This window comes from Actinoplanes solisilvae (genome assembly GCF_003999975.1).
Taxonomy (GTDB): Bacteria; Actinomycetota; Actinomycetes; order Mycobacteriales; family Micromonosporaceae; genus Actinoplanes; species Actinoplanes solisilvae.
In genome coordinates, this window is sequence record NZ_RJAC01000006.1 from 271,754 (window position 1) to 294,512 (window position 22,759).

The window sequence follows — 22,759 nt, forward strand, 5'->3', positions numbered from 1 at the left end:
TGCTTAGTATGCCTAGCCGGTCAACGGTGCGTTTACGTGTTAGAGAAGACCCATGACGGATTTGTGGTGGAAGAACGCGGTCGTTTACCAGATCTACCCGCGCAGCTTCGCCGACGCCGACGGCGACGGCATGGGCGACCTGCGCGGCATCATCGACCACCTCGACCACCTGGCCGAACTCGGCGTCGACGTGATCTGGCTGTCGCCGATCTATCCGTCGCCGCAGGACGACAACGGCTACGACATCAGCGACTACCAGGACATCGAACCGGTCTTCGGCACGCTGGAGATCTTCGACGAGCTGCTCGCCGGCATCCACGCCCGCGGCATGAAGCTGATCATGGACCTGGTCGTGAACCACTCCTCCGACGAGCACGCCTGGTTCGCCGAGAGCCGGTCGAGCCGCGACAACCCGAAACGCGACTGGTACTGGTGGGCGCCCCCTCGCGAGGGCCTGGAGGCGGGCACCCCCGGCGCCGAGCCGACCAACTGGGGTTCCGTCTTCGGCGGTTCGGCCTGGGAGCTCGACGAGAAGACCGGCGAGTACTACCTGCACCTCTTCTCGACGAAGCAGCCCGACCTCAACTGGGAGAACCCCGAGGTCCGCGAGGCCGTGTACGCGATGATGAACTGGTGGCTCGACCGGGGCATCGACGGCTTCCGCATGGACGTCATCAACATGATCTCCAAGGTGCTGCCGCTGCCCGACGGCCGCCTGACCGCCGGCTCCGCGTACGGTGACGGCTCGGCCGGCTTCATCAACGGCCCGCGCATCCACGAGTTCCTTCAGGAGATGTACGCCAAGGTGTTCGCCGGTCGCGAGGCGCTGCTGACCGTCGGCGAGATGCCCGGTGTCACGGTCGACGAGGCGATCCTGTTCACCGACCCGCAGCGGCACGAGGTCGACATGGTCTTCCAGTTCGACCACGTCTGGGCCGACCGCGGCGCCGACCCCTGGCTGCTCATGCCGTTGCAGCTCACCAACCTCAAGGCGATCTTCAACCGGTGGCAGGCCGGGCTGGCCGAGGCCGGCTGGAACAGTCTCTACTGGAACAACCACGACCAGCCGCGCGCCGTCTCCCGCTACGGCGACGACAGCCCCGGCTATCGGGTGGCGTCGGCCAAGATGCTCGGCACCGTGCTGCACCTGCACCGGGGCACGCCCTACGTCTACCAGGGCGAAGAACTCGGAATGACGAACTTCCCCTTCCGTACGATCGACGAGTTCCGCGACATCGAGGCGCTCGGGCAATACGTGCAGGCCATCGACAAGGAGGGCCGCACCCCCGAGGAGGTGCTGACGGTGCTGCGCGCCCGGGGACGCGACAACGCCCGTACGCCCATGCAGTGGGACTCGTCGGCCCACGCGGGCTTCACGTCGGGGACGCCGTGGCTCGCGGTCAACCCGAACTACCCGTCGGTGAACGCCGCCGCGGCCCGCGAGGACCCCGACTCGGTCTTCCACTACTACCGCAAACTGATCGAGCTGCGGCACACCGAGCCCGCGGTCGTCGAAGGTGACTTCACGATGGTCCTGCCCAACCACGAGCAGCTGTACGCCTTCACGCGCCGCCTGGGCCGCACCGAACTGCTCGTGATCGGCAACTTCTCGGGCGACGAGGTGCGCGCCGACCTCGACTGGTCCGACGCGGAGCTGCTGCTGAACAACCTGCCCACGGCACCGAAGGACCAGACCCTGGCGCCGTGGCAGGCCGTCATCTACAAGCGAACGGTCTAGGTGCAGACGACCGTGGCCTCCGCCCTGGCCGGCCCGGCTGTTACGGGGTCGCGCGCCTCGATGCTCGCGATCTGCGACCCGGAGCTGGAGGGATCCCTGATGACGAACGTCCGGGACACGAACTGGCTCTCGGGCCCGGACGCGGGGAATTCGAGGTGCACGTTGCGGCGCGGCGAACCATCCACGATCCACCGCACCGTGACCTTCGCCGGTCTCGAACTCACCGTGACCGTGGCCCGGAAGTTGACCGCGACCCCTTGGGAGCAGTCGCCCTCGAAGCTGGTCGGCGCGACGCCTGGGGTCGAGTCGCAGCGGTAGGCCGGAGCGCAGACGCCGACGGCCGCGGCCAGCCCGACCTCGAGCGTGGGCGGCCGGTCGGTGGGATCGGTCGACGGCCCGTCGGTGGTATCCGTCGACGGGCCATCCGTCGGATCGGCCGACGGCCCGTCGGTCGGGTCTGTGGACGGCCCGTCGGTGGGATCCGTAGGGGGTGTGCTGGTGGGGTCCGTCGGCGGCGGCACGCTGGTCGGCGGGACAGGTGGCACCGGGATCGTCGGGGTGGGCGTCGCGGATGCCGGCACCGGCGGGGCGCTCGACGGGCTGCCGGGTTGCCGGGCCGGCGTCGTGAGCCCGCTGCTGGACGTCGCCGCCGGGCTTCCCGGCGGAGGTGCGCCGAGCCGGGCCGAACCGGTCGACGGGCCGGGCCGGGGCGGTGCCAGCGCCTCGGGGCTGAGGAGGCCGGACGACGGCGGGTCGCCCATCAGTGCCCAGATCACCGCCCCGATGCCCACGATCGTGGCGCCCAGCGCGGCCGGGCCACGCGGCCCCGGCGCGGGCGGCGCCCACGACAGTGGACCGTCGGCACCGTGCTGGGCCGCGGTGAGGCGGACCCGCTCGATCAGACCGGCCGGAGCCACCACCAGCACCGTGGCGAGCCAGCGTCGCATCAGAGCGTCCCGTTTGGCCTCGGCCAGCGCGACGGCGCAGGGCGCGCACCGGGGCTTTTCGCCGCCCGCGTGGTCGAGGATGCGGCGGTAGACCCGATCGGTGAATCCGTACGGGTCTCGCGGATCCCATTCGCGCCCGTCGATGGTGAGATCCGCCCGCAGGCGCAGGCAGATGTCGTCCTCCGGCGAGCGGTCCGGGTGGGGCCAGCGGGTCTCCGCCACGTGCCGGGCGGCCAGTCGCCCGGCCACTTTGCGCCGGGCCCGGTGCAACCGGTCGGCGACTCGCGCTTTCGTCCAGTTCCGCATGCCGGAGAGCTGGTCGTGGGAGACCCCGGATTCGACCAGCAGCAGGAGTTGCAGGTCGTCGGGGATGGTGCGGGTCGTGTCGCGGATCCAACGGATCAGCTCGGCCGGCTGGGTGTAGTGCAGGTCGCGTGGGCCCAGCCCGGTCTCGTAGTCGCCCGGACTCTCCACCGGCAGGGGGCGGCGCCGGCTGTCGCTCCGGTGCCTGATCAGCCGCCTTTCGGCCGAGGTGTAGAGGTAGCGGTAGAACGAATCGGCGCCGTGGGTCAGGTTCAGACCGGTGGCCGAGCAGGCTTTCAGCAACCCCAGCACGACGTCGTGGCTGAGGTCCTCGGCGTCCACCGGCCGCACCCCTCGGGCTACGAACCAGCGGAACAGAAGGGCGGCGGCCTCCTTGCACAGCGCGATCCGCGCGTCGGGATCGGACGACCACTCCCGCAGCCGGCCGACCAGCTCCTCGACGTCTTCCTTGGCGAGTTGCGGCTCGGGCCAGCCCGCGCGGATCTCCGCGACACCCTGGGTCATCGCCCGGCCCTCCGACGCATATGGCCATGCTGCGGCCGCCCGCCGCCCGACCGGTCCGAGACACACGCGAGGGTCACCCGGCCGCCGCTCACAGCACCCACCCGCCGAGCCGGCGCACGGCCGCCGAAGCCAGGTCGAGCAGGCCGGACGGGTCGTCGGCGAGGTGCGTGAGGATCCGCAGCAGTGCGGGAACGGCCGGCCAGAGGTACTGACCGCGTCCCCGGCTCGGCCGGCGGGAGCCCCGGCGGTGGTGGCGGGCTCCCGCGGATCGGTTCCGCACTCTGCGGTGGTGTCGTGGCACGGTGGCCTCCTTCTCTGTTACTCACCACAGAGAGAGGTCCGTCCGAGATATCGCGGTGCGCTTACCGATTCACCTGTTCGGGTGACACCGTCAGGATCACCGTGGAGCCCTCGCCGACCGTGGTCTCGGTCGGCACCAGGCGGGTGGCGTAGCCGGGCGGCTCGCCCGTGCCGTAGTTGCGCAGGTAGCGCGGGTGCGCCCCGCCGCTGACCTGCAGCCGCACGCGGTGGCCGGGCCGGAAGACGTGGGCCGTGTGGCCCAGGTCGACCTCCGTGCGGCCGTCGCCGGTCATGCGGGTCAGGCCGTCGCAGATGTTGATCGAGCGGCCGGCCGGGTCGACGTCGCACAGCCGGACGAACAGGTCGCCGCTCGCCGCCGTGGTCGAGGCCGCCAGCGAGGCGCGCACCGGGCCCAGCACCGTGAGCGGTTCCGCGAGCGGTTCGCCCGTGAACAGCAGCACGTCGGCCCGGCTCTCCAGGCGAGCGTTGTCGACCTGGCCCTGGGTCGGGGACTGCAGCGGTCCGCCGATCGACGGGGTCGGGTCGGCCGGGTCGTAGCGGAACGTCCACGTGCGGTCGGGCCGCAGTTCGGGCCCCAGGGCGAGCGTGCGCGACTCGGCGTCCGGCGGCGGCCACTCCGGCAGATCGCGCCACTCGTCGACGCCGCCCACGTGTACCCGTACCTGATAGGCCGGAGGCTCGCGCCGCAGCCGGCGCATCGTCTGGGCGAACACCTCGGTCCAGCCGCGTTCGAGCGAGTTCGTGTGGGTCCACGGGCCGATCAGCAGGTCGACGTCGCGCCCGGCGGCCCGCATGCGGCGGTACTGCTCGATCACCTGGGCCGGTTCGAGGTCCCACCACCCCGTACACAGGCTGGTCGGCACCTCCATGGCCCCGGCGACCGTGGTCAGGTCGGTGTCGTGCCAGAACTCGGGCTCGGGGTGGGCGAGCCACTCCTCGAACGCCGGCCGCCGGCCCCCGATCGCGGACGGATAGGCGTCGAGGAGTGGCAGCCCCAGGGTGGCTTTGGCCAGGCGGAACCTCATGCGCAGCGCGCCGCGCAGCATGGCGCCCGAGGTGACGTTGCCCTGCACCAGGCCGAGCGTGCCGACCAGGGAGCGCTCGAGCCGGAACGCGCCGCCGCCCCAGAAGAACTCGTGCGGGTCGGTGAGGCCGACCTGCATGACGGCGCCGCGCCACTCGGGCGGCGGGTCGACGGCCAGGGCGGCCTGGGCGTACGACATGTAGCTGGCGCCGAGGGTGAACAGGTCGCCGGAGAACCAGTTCTGCTTACGGATCCACTCGACGGTGGCCCGCCCATCGGCCGTCTCGTTGCGCCAGGAGTGGAACTCGCCGCCCGACCCGCCGGTGCCGCGGCTGCTCTGCAACAGCACGTGGAAGCCCTGCTCGGCGATGCGCACGCCGTAGAGCAGGTTCCAGGGGAAACCACTGCGGAGGTACGGCGCCCGCACGAGCACGGTCGGGCAGGGCTCGCTGGTGACGGGGGCGTAGTGGTCGGTGAGCAGAGGGCTGCCGTCGGCGGCGGGAACCCGTACGGCGGTCTCTCGCTGAACCTCGTAACGGCCCGGAGAGCCCCGGCGGGTCATCAGCCGGAGGGCCAGTGGCAGTCTTCTCATCGGTCCCACCCCCTATTTTCGTACGTTGTACTGAAAACAGTAGCAGGAGGTTTCGATGGCCCGCGGACGCCCGCCCGTGTACAGCCGTGACCAGGTCGTGGACGCCGCGATCGGGATCGCCGACACGGAAGGACTGGCGGCGGTGACGATGCGCCGGATCGCCCAGGACATGGGGGCGGGCGCGATGTCGCTCTATACGTACGTGCCCGACAAGGACCGCCTGATCGATCTGATGGTCGACCGGGTCGGGGGCACGATCACCCCGCCCGAGTTGACCGGCGATTGGCGTACGGACATGGTCGCGCTCGCCCGCGGTCAGCGTGACCTGATGATCGCGCACCCGTGGATGCCCGCGGCCCTGCCCAACCGGCGCCTCACCGGGCGCAACATGCTGGCCTACCTCGAACGGGGCCTGGCCGCCCTCGAGCCGACCGGTCTCGACGGCCCGACCAAGCTCGAGGTCGTCGCGCTGGTGACCGCCTTCGTGGCGACCTTCGTGACCGGCGAGCTGGCCGGCACGACGCCCACCTCGGAGCAGGTCGCGCTGATCGGCGAGGCGGTCGCCAGCGGCGATTTTCCGCAGCTCGCGGCGGCCCTGGCCGAGGGTGGCCAGGGCCGGGAACCGTCCTTCGACCGACTCGCCGACTGGACGATCACGGGCCTGATCGAGCAGGCCCGCGCTGACTAGCTCTTGACGCAGATGTCGAACGGGTGGCCCTCGGGGTCGAGCAGCACCCGCCAGCGGGCAGGCTCGGGCTGCTCGTCGGGCTTGGTCGCGCCCAGGGCGAGAGCCTGCTGCTCGGCCTTGTCGAGCTCGTCGACGTAGAGGTCGAGGTGGTAGCGCTTGGGGGCGCTCTCCTCGGGCCAGCCGGGCGCCGAATAGCCGGGCACCTTGCCGAAGCCGATGCTGGTCGTGCCGTCGCCGATCATCGCGTACTCGTCCGCGCTGTGCAGGACCTCCCAGCCCAGCACCTCGCTGTAGAACCGCGCCTGCCCGGCCGGGTCGGACGCGTCCAGGTTGAGCATTGCCAGTGTTGCGAATCCACTCATGGACCCGATCCTTCTCCTAGAAGCTGACATCTTCTGTCAGTTACTTCAGGTGGACCAGAGCATCCAGCGCGATGCCCTTCCCGCCTTCGGCCACCACCCGTACGGTGTGGGCCCCGCCCTGGGGTACCCACTTCGTCCACACGATCCGCCGCGGCTGGGCCGTCGCCGCGCGCAGGTCGACCATGCCCTGCGGACGGCCGTCGAAGAACACCCCGACCCGGCCCGCCTTCGGTCCCTTGCTGAGCACCAGCCCGACCGACCGGCCGGTGAACCGCCACGACGCGCTCGCCCCGCGCACGCTGCTGACCAGCGCGGTCCCGCCGAGATAGCCCGGGTTGCGCAGCACGCGCCACGAGCCCCGGCGCTGCGCCGCAAGATCCGAGAGAACCCAGGGCGTACGGGTCACCGAGGCATCGGCGGCGTTGCCTGAGCGGTCGATCGCGCGCACCGTGAACACCGCCGGACGGTTCGCGGGCGCGGCCAGGTTGCGGGTGCGAACGCCGACACCGAGGTTGACGGCGGACGGGCGTACCAGGCCGACCGAGCCGAGCGCGACGCCGTCGGTGACGTTCCAGTCGAGGTGCATCGGAACTTCCGAGGCGCGTACGGTGCCGGGGCGCAGCGCCAGCTCGGGGCGCTGGGTGAAGACCGGCAGGGTGGCGTCGGCGACGACCCGGGTGCTCACGGTCGTCGAGCGGCCCGAGAGATGCAGCGCCCGCACGGTCACGCTGTGGATGCCCGGCGCCAGGCTCACCGCCGCGCTGCGCCGCCCGGCGGGAGTGGCCGTCCGCAGCACGCCGTCGACCCAGATCTCGTACCGGCTGATCAGGGCGCTCGGGGTGGTGACCGACCAGATCGGCTGGACTGCGTTCTTCGTGAAGTAGAGCGAGCCGAGGCGACCCGCGCCGCGCACGCTGAGGATCCGCAGCCCGGCCGGGGCGGCGCCGGCGATCGCGCGGATCGACGGGAGCTGGGCGTAGAGCGCGTTGCCCGGGCACGCGGTGCGTCCGGCGTCGCGGTGACCCGAGATGCGGAAGAACGGCACCTTCTGGCCGAGCGGGAACCGGTCGCTCCCACCCGAGGTGAGCACGACGCGGCCGTTCGGCGGGTTCCCGTACGCCCCCAGCTTGTAAGCGGCCATCGCGGCGATCACGGTCCTGACCCGCGGCGTGACACCGTACGCCCCGTGGTCGCCGATCACGGCGATCGAGCTGGCGTCGGTGTTGAACCCGAGCGTGTGCGCGCCCAGCACGGTGCGGCCGATCCCGCCGACACGGCCCTCGAACACGGTCCCGCACTTGTCGACCAGGAAGTTGTAGCCGATGTCGTCCCAGCCGCGGCTGCGCACCTGATAGGCCTGGATGCCCCGCACGATGCTCGCCGACTGCGAACAGGTGTAGCCGTTGCCGGTGGCGGTGTGGTGCACGAAGAAGACCTGGGTGGGTCCGGTGTATTCGGGTGCCGCGCGAACGATCGCCTCATTCGCTCGCCAGCCGGTCCGGGTGACGGTGCGGGGAATCGGCCGGGCCGGTAACGGCACGACGGCTCGCGCTTTCTCCGCCCGGCGCGGCGATTCCGTCGCGGTGGTGGCGGGCGCTTTCGCCGCGCCGGCCCGGCGCGGGGCCGGGTGCTGCGCGTCGGGGTTGATCAGGTCGACACGCATGCCGGCCGGAAGGGTTCCGGACGTGCGGGTCTCGACCCCGTCGGACGGGCCCACCCACAACGGATCGGACGAGCCACGGATGTCGGCCGGGGCGCGGCCGTCGGTCTCCAGCTCTCGCCAGGCTGACCACTGCCCGGTGGCGATCGTGCGGGTGCGCACCCGCACGACGCCAGTCACCCGGGCGCCGGGCTCGGCCCAGGTCACACCGAGCAGGCTGAACGGTCGTGTCGCCCGACTCGAACCGCCGAGCCGGACGGTCTGGAGCGCGGGAGCGGCGGGCCGTTGCCCTGCGGCGCGGAGCTGGTGGGCGGCTGGCCCGGCGGCGCGGAGCTGGTGGGCGGCTGGCCCGGCGGCGCGGAGCTGGTGGGCGGCTGGCCCGGCGACGCGGAGCTGGTGAGCGGCCGGCCCCGCGGCTTGGAATGCCGGACCGGCCGGTTCCCGCTGGGCGGCACTCGCCGCCGGTCCGCTTCCCGCGCCGGCCACCATCGTCAGCAGGGCGGCGGCGACGCAGGCTTTCGTCCGATTCCGGTGCACGTGTCCCCCCGTGGGTTGATCGGCCACGTGCCACCTTGCCGCCCAAGCACCCCACCGTCTGGGAAATCAGGGCACTTCCGTCGAAAAACGTCGAGAACTGTCCGAAGATCTTGCGTGTCCCGCTTGGTGCGCTAACGGCTCGCGTCTGTCAGCGAGTGACGGATAGTTCTGCAGGGTCACGGCTTCGGCCTTGGCGAAATGGCGGGCCATCATCTGCTTGGCCGGCCAGCGGGTCATCGAGCGCATCCCGAGCGCTCGCAGGCGAATCATCAAACGGCTGTCGGGGGCGAACGCGTTCATCCCGCCCGGCGGGAGCTGCGTGCCCTCGGCCACGTAAGAGGCCATGACCGACTGGTAGCCGGCGAACGCTTCGGCGGGGGAGGGGGCTTCGGCCAGTTCACCGGCCAGCACGTACGCCCCGACCAGGCTCAAGCTTGTGCCCAGGCCGGCCAGCGGGGAGCCGCAGTAGCCCGCGTCGCCGAGCAGCACCACGCGGCCGTTCGACCACCTGAGCAGTGGCTCGAGTCGCAGGCCGGCACGATGGAGGGCCTGATCGACGCAGGGCCCCTGGTCCATTTCCGGGAGCTGACGGAGCGGGGCTTCGACTTCGACCTGGATCAGCTGTTCGAGTTCGGCCTGGCCCGCGTGCTCGACGGGCTGAGTCTGTTCGTGGAGGTCAGGGATAGAGCGTGAGCACGACTTTGCCCTCGCTGTGGCGCGACTCCACCGCGCGATGGGCGGCGACCACGTCCTCGATCGAGAAGGCCTGCACCGGCAGCACGATCAAGCCCCGGGCGGCCAGGTCGACCACGTGGGCCAGGCGCTTCGGGTCGCGGCCCGCGCGCACCACCCGCGTGCCGAGTTCCGCGGCGGCCTTGTCGTCGACGATCGTGCCGACGCGGTCGGGGTCGATGCCCAGTTCGACCGACTGCGCGATCGCCTCGCCGCCGGCCGCGTCCAGCGCGACGGTCGGGGTCAGCCCGAGGGCCCGTACGTCTCGAACCAGGTCTTTGCCGTAGGCGACCGGAATCGCGCCCTGGCGGCTGACGCGATCGTGGTTGACCGGGCTGGCCGTGCCGATGACCGTCGCGCCGGCCATGCGGGCGAGCTGCGTGGCGACAGTGCCGACGCTGCCGGCCGCCGCGTGCACCAGCAGCACGTCGCCCTCGCCGACGCCCAGCTCGAGCAGTGCCCCGCTGGCCGTCTGCGCCGCGGCGACCAGCGCGGCCGCCTGCGCGAAGCCGAGGCTGTCGGGCTTGCGCACCACGTTCTCGGCGGCGACGCACACCAGTTCCGCCGCGCCGTTGAGCATGGTCGAGCCGAGCACGGGCTCACCGACCTCGAACCCGCCTCCGGGAGTGTCGATCACCCCGGCGTACTCCTGGCCGATCTGGGACGGGAACTCGATCTTGGCCCACGGCATGTTCCCCTGCCGGACGCCGACGTCGAAGGGCTGCACGCCCGCCGCCAGCACCCGTACCCGCACCTCGCCCGGCCCGGGCTCGGGATCACGCCACGGAACGACGTGCAGCACCTCGGGCGGGCCGAACTCATCGAACAACACTGCTCTCATGGGCGAATTCTGCAAGCTGAACCACGGTTGAGGTCAAGGGTTCTGCACGCGCGCTGCACGCGGCCGGGCGCACGGTAGGACCATGACGACTGACGCACAGAATCTGAGCGAGCGACTGCTGGGCGCGCTGATCGGCGCGGCCGAACTCTTCACCGTCGAGCTGGGCCGCGAGCTGGGCCTCTACGCGGCGCTGCGGGACCGTCCGCTGGGCGCCGCCGAGCTGGCCAAGACCGCCGGCATCGACGAACGATATGCCCAGGAGTGGCTGGAACAGCAGGCCGCCGCCGGATTCCTCACGGCCGACGGCGACACCTTCGCGCTGGCCGGCGGCACGGCCGACGTGCTGCTCGACGAGGGCGGCCCGTACTTCCTGGGTACGGCGGGCGAGTTCGCCGTCGGCCTCGGGCTGCTCACACCCCGCGTGGTCGACGCGTTCCGCACCGGCGAGGGCATCCCGTACGCCGAGTACGGACGGCACATCCGGCACGGCATCGCGGCGTTCAACCGGCCCATGTTCGACCACCTGCTCACCGCGGAGTGGCTGCCCGGCGTCCCCGAGATCGAGTCGCGGCTGCGGGCGACCCCCGGCGCGAACGTGCTCGATCTGGGCTGCGGTTCCGGCCGCTCGTCGATCACGCTGGCGCTGGCCTACCCCGCGATCACCGTACGCGGCATCGACCTCGACCCGGCCTCCATCGAGGAGGCGCGTGCGGCCGCGGCCACCGCGGGCGTCGCCGACCGGGTCAGCTTCACCCTGGGCGACGCGGCCGACCTGGACGGCTCCTACGACCTGGTGACGATCTTCGAGGCCCTGCACGACATGGGCGACCCGGTCGGCGTGCTGCGCGCGGTGCGCCCCCGCCTCGCCCCCGGAGGCAGCGTCTTCATCGGCGACGAGCGGGTCTCCGACGAGTTCACCGCCCCGGCCGGCGAGATCGAGAGACTCCAGTACGCCTTCAGCGTGCTCCACTGCCTTCCGGCCACCCGAGCCGAGCAGCCGGTGCTCGCGAACGGCACGATTTTGCGCGCGCCGACCCTGGTCGCCTGGGCCCGCTCGGCCGGCTACGACACCCCCGAGGTCCTGGCGATCCCGAACGACTTCTGGCGCTTCTACCGTCTTCGATAGACATCGCTATCCTCCCGCTCGTGACGACAGAACCCAATCCCTTCCGTACGGCCTTCGCGCGGCTGCGCGGGGGCCGTCTCGGCCGGAACACCGTGAAGCGCAGCCCCCAATGGGCCTCGGCCCAGTGCGACCGGGGCAACGAGCACCTCGAAGCCGGTCGCGTCGACCGGGCGATCGAGTGCTTCCGCCAGGCCGCCTCCGTGCCACCGCGCGACCACGAGACCCGCAAGGACCAGTTGACCTATCGGCTCAACCTGGGCCTGGCGCTGCGGATGGCCGGGCGGCTCGACGAGGCCGAGCGGGAGCTGCGCCTGGGCCTGGCCGAGCGGCTGGACTTCTACGGCCGCGAGCACGCCGGATACGCGTTCGGCCTCGAACCCCTGGCCGACCTGCTGCGACGGCGCGGGCAGCTCGAAGAGGCGCGGCGACTCGCTGACGAGGCGGTCACCAACCTGCGCGCCAACGGGCACGAGCGTGTTGCCTCCGCGCTGGCACTGCGGGCGGCGATCGTGCACGCGGCCGAGGCGGTCGAGCCGCTCTTCGCCGACCTGGGCGACCTGCCCGACGACGTCATCGCGCAGATTTCGCCGGCTGTCGTGGGTCTGGCCGAGGGCGGAGAACCGGAGCTGCTGGTCGCCGTCGTCGCCGCGCTCGAGGAGCGGCTCGGCCCCGACCACGAGGCCGTGATCATCGGACTGTCGGGCCTGGCCAACCTGGGCCGGGCCACCGGTGACCACGCCGGCCGCATCCGGGCGATCGAGCGGGTGCTCGCCTCCCACGACCGGCGGGGCCGCGACGAGGACGCGGTCATGGCGATGCTGGGCCTGGCGCTGGCCCAGGACGACGCCGGCGATCGCGAGGCGGCACTGCGTACGTATGCCTCGGCCCACGAGCGGGTGGCCGGCTTGGACCGGCCCGGACTGCGCAGCCAGGCGCTGCGCAACTGGGGACTGCTTCTCAAGGAGGCCGGCGACGTGGAGGCGGCCGAGAAACGCCTGACCGAGGCGCTCGCCGAGGCCCGCCGTGGCGCCGACCCCGGCCTGGTCGGGTCGGCCGGGGTCGCGCTCGGGCTCCTGCTGCAGCACGAGGGGCGGCTCGACGAGGCCGGCCCGGTCCTGGAGGACGCCCTGGCGGTGCTGGACCCGGTGCACCGGGACGCGTTGGTCGGTCGCAGCCACCTGAGTGCGGCCCGGGACGGTCGCACCTGCGGCTGCGCCGACTACATGGGCGACACGATGGCCGGCGCTTTCCGCGACTTCGTCGTCGGCCGGCTCCCCGCCGACCTGCTCGACCGGCTCGACGTGGCCCTCGTTGACGGCGACTTCCAGATCGAGGTGGCGTTGCGCCGTGAACCGACCCAGGAGGAGCTGGCTTACCTCAACGACGTCCTCACAACCGCCCAGGACGAGTTCCGTAGCCGGATCTTGAACTAACCCTCAGGGCGGTTGGTGTACGGCCGATAGTTGGGGTACAAATGGTTGGTGTGACAACGGATGGCGGGGAGGGCTTGAACATGGCTAAGGACGCTCAGGGGCGCGGTCGGTTCGGGCAGTGGTTCCACGAGACGTTCGACGACTGGGCGTTCCGGTCGATGATCGGGCCGGCGCAGACCAAGGGCGCTGTGCAGGGCTGCGACGAGGGCGCCCGCGAGCAGTGGAAACGCGACCTCGAGAACCGCAAGCGATACACCCGCGAACAGCGCGAACGCAAACGCCTGGCCCGCGAGCGCTGAGCCGGACGGCGGCTCAGCGGCGTACGTCGTCGCCGGTCAGGGCGGCCAGTTCGGCTCGGGTCGGGGCGCCCTCGCAGTCACCGGGCACGGTCACCGCGAAAGCCCCGGCCGCGATCGCCGTGCCCAGGCGGGCGGCCGCGGAGGCTCCGGCCAGCCGGTCGGCCAGGTAACCCGCCACGAAAGCGTCCCCGGCGCCCACCGGGTCGACCACCGTGACCGCGAGGGCCGGCACGCTGTGGCGCACCCCGGCGATCAGGGCGGTGCAGCCCCGTCCGCCGTCCTTCACGATCACCTCGGTGGGCCCGAGCTTGGCCAGGGACGCGGCCACGTCGCCCGGGTCGACGAAGAGCTCGGCCTCCTCGGGGGACGCGAACACCACGTCGGCCCGGGACACCAGGTCGCGGAGAACGGGCGCGGCGTCGTACCGGCTCCACAGCTTGGAGCGGTAGTTCACGTCGATCGAGACCGGGACCCCGGCCGCGCGGGCCGTCTCGATCGACTGGAAGACCGCCGACCGGGCCGACTCGCTCAAGGCCGGCGTGATGCCCGTGACGTGCAGGATCGCCGCCTCGGCGATGGAGGCCGCCGGGATGTCGGCCGGGGACAGGCGAGAACCCGCGCTTCCGGCCCGGTGATAGTCGACCTGGGTGAACTCGCCGGACCGCCGATGGCGCACCATCAGGCCGGTGAACGATTCGTCGGGGATCGCCACCGTATGCACCCCGGCCGCCGCCACGCGGGCCGCGATCAGGGCGCCGGTCGCGTCGGGCCCGACCCGTCCGCGCCACGAGGCCGCACCGCCGAGACGGGCCACGCCCATCGCCACGTTGCTCTCGGCCCCGCCGATGCTCAACGTGAAGTTTTTCGTGTGGGCCAGCGGGCCGATGCCGTCCCCGGCGATCAGCCCCAACGTCTCACCGAAGGTGAGTAGCCCGGTCATGAGCGGGCGAACGAGACCGCGCTGACCGCGTGCCGGGCGCGGGCCGCGAGGGATGTGAGGCTGCCCCCGACGACGGCGTCGCCGACCAGCGGGCCGCCCAGCCCGACCGCCTTGGCCCCGGCGAACAGCCAGTCGGCGATGTCTTCGATCTTGATGCCGCCGGTGGTCATGACGTTGATCTGGGGGAGTGGGGCGCGCACGTTGCGCAGGAAGTCGGGGCCGAGGCTGGACGCCGGGAACAGCTTGACCAGCGCAGCGCCGGCCTGATGGGCGGCGTACATCTCGGTCGGCGTGCTCGTGCCGGGGATGAACGGCACGTCGGAGGCGGCGACCAGGTCGAGGTCGAGCACCGGGGAGACGAGGAACTCGGCCCCGGCGTCGACCGAGGCCTTCGCGTCGTCGAGGGTCAGCACGGTGCCGGCGCCGACCGCCACCGAGGCCGGCAGCTGACGGCGCAGACCGGCCAGCGCTTCGAGGGCGCCACGCGAGGTCAGCGTCACCTCGATGGCGGTCACACCGTTCTCGGCCAGGACCTCGGCGATGGCGGCGAAATAGTCGGCCGTGGGGGCCCTCAGGATCGCGACGATCCCGCTGTTGACCACGGCGGCGGACACGGAATCGAGGGGTGCGCTCTCATCGGTCACGACTCAGATCCTGCCGGATGTCGGCGTGTCCATCCAGAGGTTCGCTGCGTGCGGGGCGTCTCAGCTTCGACCAGGTGCGTCCGCGCAGGTCAGCGTCGGCCACCGTGGTCTGCATCGGGGGCATCGTCTCGATCCGCAGCTCGTCGCGGATCGCCGCCTCGAACTGCTGCATGATCAGCGGCACCTGGGTGAGCAGCTCACGGAAGTGGATCTGCGGTTCGACCCCGATGACGGCGGCCGGGTTCATGTCGCCGTGCAACTTCTGCAGCAACAGGTGGACGGCGAGGGCGGCGCTGCGCACCGGGCCCGAGGCGAGCAGCCGCACCTGCATCAGAGCCGGGGCGACCTCGTCGAGGTAGACCAGGGCGGGCACCGGCTTCTCACCCGCGTCGGAGGCCGTACGCAAGCGGTAGAAGTCGCGCTCGAAGACCGCGAGCAGAGCCACGTACGCGGTGGTCCGCTCCTCGTACCACCGGCGGGTGCGCCGCCGCCGGCTGCGCAGGTAGTCGTTGCGAGCGGTCGTGAGCTGGACCGTTGCGGCTCCGGCCAGGGCGAACAAGGCAGCGACGAGGGGCAGCCCCCACCACGGGATGTCAGACACGCGCTAACCGTAGCGACGCCGGGCCCGGCGGTCGCGGCCCGCACGCCGATCGTGACCGGGCGGCGACCAAAGCTCACCTATCCGGCCATCCGGGACAGCACTGCGTCGATGGCGCGTGACGCTTCGTCGTGCACCAGGGCCGGGGTGAGCACCGCTCCGCGCTTCTTGAGAATCCCGACCCGAGCAACGCCGAGCCGTTCGGCGGCGGCCGCCCGGGCCCGGTCGAGGCGGGCCTGCTCGGCCGGGTAGACGTCGGCGGGCGGCAGCGCGGCGTCGACCAGCACGGCCGTCTCGTCGGCGCCGACCCGCACGAGCAGCACGACCAGGTTGCGCAGGGCCGCCGTCTGCAGGGTGTCGTTGCCGACCCGCTGCCACATCGCCAGCACCTCGCGAAACTCCCGCAAAGCGGTGAACGGGTCGCCGTGCCGGCTGCGGATCGCCACCGCCGCCGTCTCCGAGGCCCCGAGGAACAGCCGGTCGTCGACGGACGCGGCCAGCTCGGCGGCCTCCCCGAGCAGGTCGAGCGCCCGACCGGGGTCGCTGTCGCCCAGCGCCTCGCCCAGCCCGTAGAGCGCCTCGGCCCGCGCGCTCGGGTTGCCGGTCACCGCGGCCAGCTCCACAGCGGACGACGCCGCCGTCACCGCCTCGGGAACCCGGCCCGACCAGGCCAGCACCAGAGCCTCGCCGACCAGGCCGGAGACGCGGTGCACCGGCTCGCTGCCCATCGCGCGGTAGTGGGCGAGGGCCTCGTCCGGGTCGCACGACACCAGCGCGACGTCACCGAGCACCTCATGGACGGAGTCGCTCGGCGTCCTCGCGGCGGAGGCCAGCGCGCGTGCCGCGGTCAGGTCGCCCCGGCCCCAGGCGTGGGTGGCCGCGGCGGCCAGGGCGTCGGGCTTCGTGCCGGACAGCCCCCACGCCAGCACCTCGTACTGCTGGCAGCGGTAGCCGTACCGGTACATGGCAGCGGCGAGATCGTCGGGGGAACCGCGGACCGCCGCGAGGCGCAGGTCGGGCAGCAGGGCGTCGAACTCGCGCACAGCGGCGGCCTGTTCCGGCCCGCGCATCTCCCGGTCGAGCCGACGGGCGGCGTCCAGCATGACGTCGGCGTGCCGCCGGAAGAGTTCCTCTCGTTCGTCGTCCAGCAGCGAGGCAGCGTACGCCCGAATTGTCTCCAGCAGCCGGAACCGCCCGGGCCCGTGGCGGACGACCAGCGACCGGTCTACCAGCGACGCCAGCACCGCCGCGACCTCACGACGCGGCACGACGTCATCGGCGACGACCGCCTCGGCCTGCGCGATCGTGAACCCGCCCGCGAACGCCGAGAGCCGCACCAGCACCGTACGCCCGGCCGGGTCGAGCAGCCCGAACGACCACTCCACAACGGCTCGCAGGGTCCGATGGCGGGCACTGCCCGTACGCCTGCCCCGGACCAGCAGATCGAGCCGATCGTCGAGCCGTTCCCGCAGCTCACCGACCCCCAGCGCGGACGCCTGCGTGGCCGCCAGCTCGATCGCCAGCGGCATCCGGTCGAGCCGCCGCACGATCTCGTCGACGTTGTCGTCCAGTTCGATTCCGGCCGGTTCGATTCCGGTCCGTTCGATTCCGGCCGGTTCGACTCCGGCCCGTTCGATTCCGGCCCGTTCGAGGAACAGCCGCGCGGCCGCCTCCGGATCGAGCGGCCCGAGATCGACGACCCGCTCCCCGTCCACCCGCAGCCGCTCCTGGCTGGTCACCACGACCCGCACGTCCCGCATCGCCTCGACCACCGCAGCCGCTGATCCGACGACGTGTTCACAGTTGTCGAGCACCACCACCGTGAAGTCCTTCGCGCGCTGCCCGATGACTTCGAGCGGTTCGTCGAGCGGACCCATGCGCGCCCCCACCCCCGTAGCCACGGCCGCGAAAAAGTCCTCAGCGGACACATCAGCCGCGTCGACCCAGGCCACCCGCGCTCCGGCCCGGACGGTCTCGGCCACCAGCCGCGTCTTCCCGACCCCGCCCGGCCCCGCCACGGTCACCAGCCCCGGCTCGGCCAGCAACTCGGCCAACCTCCGCTGCTCACCCTCCCTGCCAAGAAAGCTGGAAAACCGCAGGGGCACGCTTCTCTTTCGTACGGGTTCCCTATTGTTCGCGATTTCCCTCGCCGGCTGAGCGGGTGGCTGAGGCCGATGCGCGCCTTTCGCGCGATGACCCGGGTCAAGCTCACCCCGCAAAATCGAAACCTGCAACAGCCGTACGCTCTCCGACGGATCGATCCCGAGCCGATCCACCACCGCATCCGCGTGCCGCCGCAGCGCCTCGAGTCCCTCCCCACGCCGCCCCGTGCGACTCAGCGCCGTCGCGAGAACGGTAGCGCCGCGTTCCCAGCAAGGGTCGTCGGCCGCCGCTTCTTGAAGCCGATCCACTGCCCGCTCAAGGTCGGCCGCTGTTGGCGCTGCGCCAACGATCGGAGGTGGCGCAGGCGGTGCCGACGCGGTCTCGGATCCGACCCGGGTCCCGGCCCCAGCCGCAGTCCCGGCCCCGGTCCCGGCCCCAGCCGCGGTCCCGGCCCCAGCCGCGGTCCCGGCCCCGGTCCCGGCCCTGGTCCCAGCCCTCGCCCTGGTCCCAGGCTCAGCCTCGGCCCCAACCCCAGTCTCGATGCCAGCTCCAGTCCCGATCCCGATCTTGGTCGAGGGCTCGCGTTCGTTGGACAGTTCGGCGACCTGGCGGGCCAAGGCCTCGCGGTGCAGCCCGGTCAGTCGTTCGGCGATGCCCCGGAACGGCTCGCCCCCGAACTCGGGCAGCGGCGGCCCCCGCCAGAGATTGAGCGCTTCGACGAGTGCGTCCTCGCGCAGCAGGTCCTCGAAGCGGAGTACGTCGACATCCGCCCGGTCTGCCGCCAGACAGTAACCCGCGGGCCCGTGCGCGATCAGCCCCGGCATCCCGAGCGCCGCCCGCACCCGCGCCACATGAGACTGCAAACTGTTGCGGGCCGACGCCGGCGCCCCTTCCGGCCAGAGCGCGTCAACGAGCGCCGGCACCCCGACCGGCCGCCCGGCATGCAGCGCGAGCAGAGCCAGCACGATCCGCTGACTGCCTCCGGCCACGACGACCGGCCCGGCTCCGCCGCTGACTTCGAACGCCCCCAGCATCCGAACGAACACCCGCCGAACATACGACGTCCCACCGCATGATCGCCTCGCCCTTTCACCCGTCCCAGTCCGGCTCGTTCACCCGTCGTCATCAGGCTTGTTCACCACCCTGAGCAGGACATTCACCCTCGCTATCAGGGACGAGTAGGGGCATTTGGGGTGTATCGCATCCACCAAGCTCCATCGAAATGCGAGAGGTTCGAGCGGAGTCGGAAACCCGTCGCACTCGAGGCCCGCCGATCATGGCTTGGAGCATCGCCGGTTTCAAGCAAACTGCGGCGATATAGGCGGGATGCGCGACTGGCCGAGCGGGCCGCCATCGTCGTCGCGGGTGGTGCTGCCTGTTGCGGTGGTGTAGCGGCATGGTGCGGGACCGCGGCGGTGCCGGCTTGGGCGGTTTGCGTGACTACCGGGTTGGCGCGACCGGGCGGCATGGTGCGGGACCGCGGCGGTGGCCAGTTTGAGCAGTCCGCGCAGCCGGCCGACCACAAGACCGGCTGCACAATGCGGCTTCACGACGCCCGCCCGGCTGGGACGCCGCGCCACCCGGGGCCGTCGCCGCGGGCTACGAAGTGGCGGTGTTCAGCCGGCCTCGGTGACGGGCCGGCGGCGGGTCCGTTCCGGTGAGGTGGGCAGGTTCGCTGAGGCCAGGAGGGCCAGTTTCTCCGCGTCGGGGGAGTCGGGGTCGGGGTGGTAGATGACGAGCATCAGGGCGTCGGTTCCGCTGATGTTCAGGCGTTCGCGGTTCAGCGTCAGGGGGCCGATCTGCGGGTGGTGGAGACGGATCGGGGTGCCGCGCTGGCTTCGCACCTCGTGGCGGGCCCAGAGCTGCCGGAATCGCGGGCTGGCCAAGGAGAGCTGACCGGTGAGCTCGACGAAACGCGTGTCCTCGACGTCGTTTCCCACGGCCTGGCGCAGGTTGGCCACGAAGCATTCCGTGACGTTCTCCCACTCCGGGTGCAGGGCCTGTTCGGCCGGGTTCAGGAACAGATCTCGTAGCTGGTTGCCGCCCACGGCGAGGCCCGGGGAGAGCGCCCGCGCCAAATTGTTCGAGGCCAGGATGTCGAAGTAGCGGTCCTCGATGAAGGCCGGCTGGATGAGCGAGTCCAGCAGTTTGAGCGCGCCGGCCGGCGGTGTCTGTTTACGGGGACGTCGTCGTGACCCCTCGTGCACCAGTGTGAGCAGATGGGCGAAGTGGTCGTCGTCGAGGTGGAGTACCCGGGCGATCGACTCCAGCACCGGCACGGACGGGTTCCGGTTGCGGCCCCGCTCGAGCCGCAGGTAGTAGTCGGCGCTGATGCCGGCCAGCATGGCGACCTCCTCGCGCCGCAGGCCGGGTACGCGCCGCACGCCGAAGTCGGGGATGCCCGCCTGCTGGGGTGTCACCAGTTCGCGCCGGGCGCGCAGGTAGGCGCCGAGGGCGTTCGTCGTCTCGCTCACCCCGCCAGCGTAGGTCGGCGCGCGGCTCGCAGAGGGGGGCCTCTCATTCCCCTGGCACGAGAGTGCTCTGGTTGGGGTCGTGAACCGCGCCTAGCGTTTCGCGGCATGACAGTCACGCTCATCACCGGCGCCAACAAGGGCATCGGCTTCGAAACCGCCAGGCAGCTGAAGGAATTGGGTCACGTCGTCTATCTCGGCGCGCGTGACGTCGAGCGGGGTGAGAAGGCCGCGGCCACCCTCGGCGTACGATTTGTCCAGCTTGATGTGACCGACGATGCCTCGGTCAACAAGGCGTTGGCGGCGATCGGCCGGCTCGACGTGCTCGTGCACAACGCGGGCATTCTCGCCAACGACGGACTTGACGGTCCGGCGGCCCTGAAGGCGTTCGACGTCAACGCGGTGGGAATCGTCCGCGTCACCGAGGCGGCCCTGCCACTGCTGCGTGAGTCGGAGAACCCGGTCGTGGTCACCGTTTCCAGCAGTGCCGGATCGTTCTGGGCGGTCAACAATCCCGACCGGGTCGAGTTCGGCTTGCCGCTCGCGCTCTATTCCGCGTCGAAAGCGGCGGCCACCATGCTGACCGTCCAATATGCCAAGGCGTATCCGGGAATCAGGTTCAACGCCGTCGAGCCCGGACCCACCGCTACCGACATGACCGCCGCCTTCGGCATCGGCCGTTCGCCGGAGGAGAGCGCCCGGGTGGTGGTGCGCTGGGCCACGATCGAGAAGGACGGCCCGACCGGAACCCTGCAGGACGAGAACGGCGTTCTGTCCTGGTGAGAGGTCCCGGCCGGGTGCTGAATCAGGAAGCGGCCTTGTCCCTGGCCACGCGGACCAGTTCGACCAGCCCGCCCGCGTACTCCTGGGATTCGGCGTGGGCCTCGTCGAAGGGTGGCTGGAATCCGACGCCCTCCCACTGCTGGGTCGTCTCGTTCCAGAGGTCGTTGCCGACCTCGAAGTCCCAGGCGTCGATGCCCAGCTCGTAGTAGAGCTGGTCGGCCGAGTTGCCGGCCGCCGAGTAGAGGACGTCGGCCACCGGGCCCGTGTAGGACGGCCAGGTCACCGTGCCGCGTTCGGCCGAGATGGCGCCGACGATGCGGCGGGCGCTGTCCAGGAAGAACTTCGACTCGTCGATCGACGGGCGGGGCAGGGTGACCCGGCCGTCGGCCTTGTAGGCGCCGGGCGGCCACATGAAGTAGCCGCCGTAGCTGTGCACGTTCATGGCCAGGCCGATGTTCGGGTGCGCCTGGGCCAGGGCGATGACGTTGCCGCTCTCGGCCTCGGAGAGTTCGGCCGTGCCGGCGTACGTGCCGGAAAGGCAGTTGGCACTGGCGCCGACATAACCGTCGAAGTAGGAGCCGACGGTGTAGTTGCGGTTCAGGTCGACGCCCCACGAGTCACGGTTGCGGGGGTCGCGGGCGGCGCCGGCGCAGTGGTTGACCAGGTTCTTGCGCTGGAAGTTGTAGTCGTTGAACGAATAGTTCGCCCCGTCCGGGTTGACCGTCGGGATCACGAAGACGTCGACCGAGTCGACCAGCGCGCGGGTGGCGGGGTCGGTCGCGTAGTTGGCCAGCAGCCGCTCGGCGAACTCGAGCGTCACGAGCGGGGTCGCCCATTCGCGCGCGTGCTCCTGCGAATAGGCCAGCACGCCCGGCTTCGAGCCGTCGCGGACCTTGCCGATGCGCAGCGCCTGCACGGTCCACGGGCCACGCGGGACCTCGGTGCCCTTCAGGCCGTCGTCGAGGCGAGCCGGTCCGGCCACGGGCATCGGCAGTCCGGCCGATCCCTGCTCGACCACGGCCCGGAACCGCTGCGGGTAGCGGGCGCTGATGAAGGCGGCCACGTCGTCGGTCGTGCTGATGGTCTTGCCGGCGGCGTCGGTGGCCAGGCGCAGGGTCAAGACCCGGTCCCGGTACGTGGCGGCGAGTGGACGGTTCGGCAGACCCGGGTCGACCGACCGCACCTGCGCGCCGTTCATACCCTGATCGCCGAACTGCACCGACTCGACGACGACGGCGGCCGCGTTCGGATCACCGAGATAGGCCACCGCCGTACGCCGATAGCCCTGGGTCTTGTTGGGCAGGTTGATCACGTCGACCAGCGCCGGGTACTGCCGCCCGAGCCGCTTGATGCGCGCCCGCACGTCGACCGGCGTCATGTACGCGTCGATGAAGTCCTTCTGATAGCCGCTCGGCGTCGGCGGCGGGGTCGCCCCCGGCCACGTCGCCGGAGTGACCGCCCGGGACGTCCCGCCGAGGCTGGACGCGGCCGTCACCTGAACGGGTTTCGCCGGCAGCCGCTGTGGCAGCGCGTAGTGGTACTGGTATTCACCCGAGTCCTCGAAACGCACGAGCGGGAACGATCCGGTAGCGCCGTCAGCCGTACGCCACGTGACCGTGATCTCGACGTCCGGGTCGTCGGTGGCCGTCGTTGTCACCTGGGTCTGCACGAACGTGCGCCCGTTGCTGGTCCACCAGTACGCCTGCAGGAAGTGCAGCGTGTCCGCCTGCTGGGCCGCGACCCGCAGCGCCGACGGGGCCGACTGCCGCTGGATGACCTGCACCGCCACCGCACCCTGCCCGGTGAGGGTCGCGAGCTGCCGGTCGTCCACGACGGCGTCGAGCAGCACCGCGCCGTTCTGTGTGCGGGGCCGCGCGGCGAGGTCAGCGCCGTCGCGCACGAGACGTTGCAGCGCGGCCTCGTCGGCCAGCCGGAAGCGGATGAGCGCCGACTCGCCGGCGCCGAGCGTGAGCGGAGCGCCGTCGGGCGCCGCCGCCTGGGCCGGCACCGAGGCCGGCGTGATGATCAGAGCGAGGACGGCGGCGGCCGCCATCCACCGAGGCCGAAGCGACATCGAACCCCCTGCTTCATT

General features: G+C 71.5%; 21 protein-coding genes and 1 pseudogene. 8 read left to right on the forward strand and 14 right to left on the reverse strand.

The features are described from left to right. Window positions 1-52: 52 nt before the first annotated feature. Window positions 53-1,738, forward strand: coding sequence for a glycoside hydrolase family 13 protein (locus tag EER30_RS18930; RefSeq protein WP_127501806.1), 1,686 nt, complete (start codon window positions 53-55; stop codon window positions 1,736-1,738). On the opposite strand, the gene EER30_RS18935 is transcribed toward EER30_RS18930, so the two are convergent. From EER30_RS18935 to EER30_RS18945, 3 genes are all read right to left on the reverse strand, one after another. Beyond that, window positions 1,735-3,513 carry a sigma-70 family RNA polymerase sigma factor gene (locus tag EER30_RS18935; protein WP_127501807.1) on the reverse strand — a complete coding sequence of 593 codons (1,779 nt, stop codon included), beginning with the start codon at window positions 3,511-3,513 and terminating at the stop codon, window positions 1,735-1,737. The two genes, EER30_RS18930 and EER30_RS18935, sit on opposite strands and share 4 nt — an antisense overlap. An 88-nt stretch (window positions 3,514-3,601) precedes the next feature. After that, a complete protein-coding gene (locus EER30_RS18940; protein ID WP_127501808.1) occupies window positions 3,602-3,793 on the reverse strand; it encodes a hypothetical protein in 192 nt (63 codons plus the stop codon). Window positions 3,794-3,875: 82 nt separating this feature from the next. Further along, window positions 3,876-5,450 carry a CocE/NonD family hydrolase gene (locus EER30_RS18945; protein ID WP_127501809.1) on the reverse strand — a complete coding sequence of 525 codons (1,575 nt, stop codon included), beginning with the start codon at window positions 5,448-5,450 and terminating at the stop codon, window positions 3,876-3,878. 55 nt (window positions 5,451-5,505) lie between these two features. On the opposite strand from EER30_RS18945, the gene EER30_RS18950 reads away from it, so the two are divergent. Next, the gene (locus EER30_RS18950) at window positions 5,506-6,138 is read left to right on the forward strand and encodes a TetR/AcrR family transcriptional regulator (RefSeq protein WP_127501810.1); all 633 of its coding nucleotides are present in this window, start codon (window positions 5,506-5,508) and stop codon (window positions 6,136-6,138) included. Here the strand turns inward: EER30_RS18950 and EER30_RS18955 are convergent. The 3 genes from EER30_RS18955 to EER30_RS47955 all read right to left on the reverse strand — a co-directional run bounded on the left by EER30_RS18955 (window position 6,135) and on the right by EER30_RS47955 (window position 9,189). Next, window positions 6,135-6,500, reverse strand: a complete 366-nt coding sequence (locus EER30_RS18955) for a VOC family protein (protein WP_127501811.1) — start codon at window positions 6,498-6,500, stop codon at window positions 6,135-6,137. The genes EER30_RS18950 and EER30_RS18955 overlap by 4 nt on opposite strands. Window positions 6,501-6,540: 40 nt before the next feature. Continuing rightward, window positions 6,541-8,697, reverse strand: a complete 2,157-nt coding sequence (locus tag EER30_RS18960) for an N-acetylmuramoyl-L-alanine amidase (protein ID WP_240670129.1) — start codon at window positions 8,695-8,697, stop codon at window positions 6,541-6,543. Window positions 8,698-8,763: 66 nt separating this feature from the next. Then, on the reverse strand, window positions 8,764-9,189 hold the full coding sequence (locus tag EER30_RS47955; protein WP_205650309.1) for a Rossmann-fold NAD(P)-binding domain-containing protein: 426 nt from the start codon (window positions 9,187-9,189) through the stop codon (window positions 8,764-8,766). Between the two features lie 48 nt (window positions 9,190-9,237). On the opposite strand from EER30_RS47955, the gene EER30_RS47115 reads away from it, so the two are divergent. Next, window positions 9,238-9,390 carry a hypothetical protein gene (locus tag EER30_RS47115; RefSeq protein ID WP_164842363.1) on the forward strand — a complete coding sequence of 51 codons (153 nt, stop codon included), beginning with the start codon at window positions 9,238-9,240 and terminating at the stop codon, window positions 9,388-9,390. Here the strand turns inward: EER30_RS47115 and EER30_RS18970 are convergent. Next, entirely contained in the window at window positions 9,374-10,270 is an 897-nt protein-coding gene (locus EER30_RS18970) for an NADP-dependent oxidoreductase (protein ID WP_127501812.1), read from the reverse strand. The genes EER30_RS47115 and EER30_RS18970 overlap by 17 nt on opposite strands. A gap of 82 nt (window positions 10,271-10,352) precedes the next feature. Here EER30_RS18970 and EER30_RS18975 point away from each other — a divergent pair, with 82 nt between their 5' ends. The 3 genes from EER30_RS18975 to EER30_RS18985 all read left to right on the forward strand — a co-directional run bounded on the left by EER30_RS18975 (window position 10,353) and on the right by EER30_RS18985 (window position 13,128). Further along, window positions 10,353-11,396 carry a class I SAM-dependent methyltransferase gene (locus EER30_RS18975; protein WP_127501813.1) on the forward strand — a complete coding sequence of 348 codons (1,044 nt, stop codon included), beginning with the start codon at window positions 10,353-10,355 and terminating at the stop codon, window positions 11,394-11,396. 20 nt (window positions 11,397-11,416) lie between these two features. Continuing rightward, window positions 11,417-12,829 (forward strand): tetratricopeptide repeat protein, encoded by a 1,413-nt coding sequence (locus EER30_RS18980; protein WP_164842376.1) that lies wholly within the window; start codon window positions 11,417-11,419, stop codon window positions 12,827-12,829. A gap of 80 nt (window positions 12,830-12,909) precedes the next feature. Next, window positions 12,910-13,128 (forward strand): hypothetical protein, encoded by a 219-nt coding sequence (locus tag EER30_RS18985; RefSeq protein ID WP_127501815.1) that lies wholly within the window; start codon window positions 12,910-12,912, stop codon window positions 13,126-13,128. Between the two features lie 13 nt (window positions 13,129-13,141). Here EER30_RS18985 and EER30_RS18990 read toward each other — a convergent pair whose 3' ends face one another. The 5 genes and pseudogenes from EER30_RS18990 to EER30_RS49955 form a co-directional block, all read right to left on the reverse strand. Continuing rightward, on the reverse strand, window positions 13,142-14,068 hold the full coding sequence (locus EER30_RS18990) for a sugar kinase (RefSeq protein ID WP_127501816.1): 927 nt from the start codon (window positions 14,066-14,068) through the stop codon (window positions 13,142-13,144). After that, on the reverse strand, window positions 14,065-14,712 hold the full coding sequence (locus EER30_RS18995; protein ID WP_127501817.1) for a bifunctional 4-hydroxy-2-oxoglutarate aldolase/2-dehydro-3-deoxy-phosphogluconate aldolase: 648 nt from the start codon (window positions 14,710-14,712) through the stop codon (window positions 14,065-14,067). The genes EER30_RS18990 and EER30_RS18995 overlap by 4 nt, the downstream gene beginning before the upstream one ends. Then, window positions 14,702-15,313, reverse strand: coding sequence for a hypothetical protein (locus tag EER30_RS19000; protein ID WP_127501818.1), 612 nt, complete (start codon window positions 15,311-15,313; stop codon window positions 14,702-14,704). The genes EER30_RS18995 and EER30_RS19000 overlap by 11 nt, the downstream gene beginning before the upstream one ends. A 77-nt stretch (window positions 15,314-15,390) precedes the next feature. After that, window positions 15,391-17,364, reverse strand: coding sequence for an ATP-binding protein (locus EER30_RS48725; protein WP_240670131.1), 1,974 nt, complete (start codon window positions 17,362-17,364; stop codon window positions 15,391-15,393). A gap of 174 nt (window positions 17,365-17,538) precedes the next feature. Further along, a pseudogene (locus EER30_RS49955) lies at window positions 17,539-17,721 on the reverse strand (BTAD domain-containing putative transcriptional regulator); the annotation flags it as partial. A gap of 318 nt (window positions 17,722-18,039) precedes the next feature. On the opposite strand from EER30_RS49955, the gene EER30_RS48730 reads away from it, so the two are divergent. Continuing rightward, window positions 18,040-18,489: a hypothetical protein gene (locus EER30_RS48730; RefSeq protein ID WP_240670133.1), complete on the forward strand. Its 450-nt coding sequence runs from the start codon at window positions 18,040-18,042 to the stop codon at window positions 18,487-18,489. 540 nt (window positions 18,490-19,029) lie between these two features. Here the strand turns inward: EER30_RS48730 and EER30_RS19010 are convergent. Then, window positions 19,030-19,887 carry a helix-turn-helix domain-containing protein gene (locus EER30_RS19010; protein WP_127501820.1) on the reverse strand — a complete coding sequence of 286 codons (858 nt, stop codon included), beginning with the start codon at window positions 19,885-19,887 and terminating at the stop codon, window positions 19,030-19,032. Window positions 19,888-19,992: 105 nt separating this feature from the next. Between EER30_RS19010 and EER30_RS19015 the strand changes: the two genes are divergently transcribed. After that, the gene (locus EER30_RS19015; protein WP_127501821.1) at window positions 19,993-20,667 is read left to right on the forward strand and encodes an SDR family NAD(P)-dependent oxidoreductase; all 675 of its coding nucleotides are present in this window, start codon (window positions 19,993-19,995) and stop codon (window positions 20,665-20,667) included. Window positions 20,668-20,689: 22 nt separating this feature from the next. On the opposite strand, the gene EER30_RS19020 is transcribed toward EER30_RS19015, so the two are convergent. Next, window positions 20,690-22,741, reverse strand: a complete 2,052-nt coding sequence (locus EER30_RS19020) for a M14 family zinc carboxypeptidase (protein WP_127501822.1) — start codon at window positions 22,739-22,741, stop codon at window positions 20,690-20,692. Window positions 22,742-22,759 lie beyond the last annotated feature (18 nt).

What these genes read in the sequence shown, in the direction of transcription:
- EER30_RS18930 (WP_127501806.1), top strand. Translation starts at nt 53, where the DNA reads ATGACGGATTTGTGGTGGAAGAACGCGGTCGTTTACCAGATCTACCCG.
- EER30_RS18935 (WP_127501807.1), bottom strand. Translation starts at nt 3,513, where the DNA reads ATGACCCAGGGTGTCGCGGAGATCCGCGCGGGCTGGCCCGAGCCGCAA.
- EER30_RS18945 (WP_127501809.1), bottom strand. Translation starts at nt 5,450, where the DNA reads ATGAGAAGACTGCCACTGGCCCTCCGGCTGATGACCCGCCGGGGCTCT.
- EER30_RS18950 (WP_127501810.1), top strand. Translation starts at nt 5,506, where the DNA reads ATGGCCCGCGGACGCCCGCCCGTGTACAGCCGTGACCAGGTCGTGGAC.
- EER30_RS18955 (WP_127501811.1), bottom strand. Translation starts at nt 6,500, where the DNA reads ATGAGTGGATTCGCAACACTGGCAATGCTCAACCTGGACGCGTCCGAC.
- EER30_RS47115 (WP_164842363.1), top strand. Translation starts at nt 9,238, where the DNA reads ATGGAGGGCCTGATCGACGCAGGGCCCCTGGTCCATTTCCGGGAGCTG.
- EER30_RS18970 (WP_127501812.1), bottom strand. Translation starts at nt 10,270, where the DNA reads ATGAGAGCAGTGTTGTTCGATGAGTTCGGCCCGCCCGAGGTGCTGCAC.
- EER30_RS18975 (WP_127501813.1), top strand. Translation starts at nt 10,353, where the DNA reads ATGACGACTGACGCACAGAATCTGAGCGAGCGACTGCTGGGCGCGCTG.
- EER30_RS18985 (WP_127501815.1), top strand. Translation starts at nt 12,910, where the DNA reads ATGGCTAAGGACGCTCAGGGGCGCGGTCGGTTCGGGCAGTGGTTCCAC.
- EER30_RS18990 (WP_127501816.1), bottom strand. Translation starts at nt 14,068, where the DNA reads ATGACCGGGCTACTCACCTTCGGTGAGACGTTGGGGCTGATCGCCGGG.
- EER30_RS19015 (WP_127501821.1), top strand. Translation starts at nt 19,993, where the DNA reads ATGACAGTCACGCTCATCACCGGCGCCAACAAGGGCATCGGCTTCGAA.
- EER30_RS19020 (WP_127501822.1), bottom strand. Translation starts at nt 22,741, where the DNA reads ATGTCGCTTCGGCCTCGGTGGATGGCGGCCGCCGCCGTCCTCGCTCTG.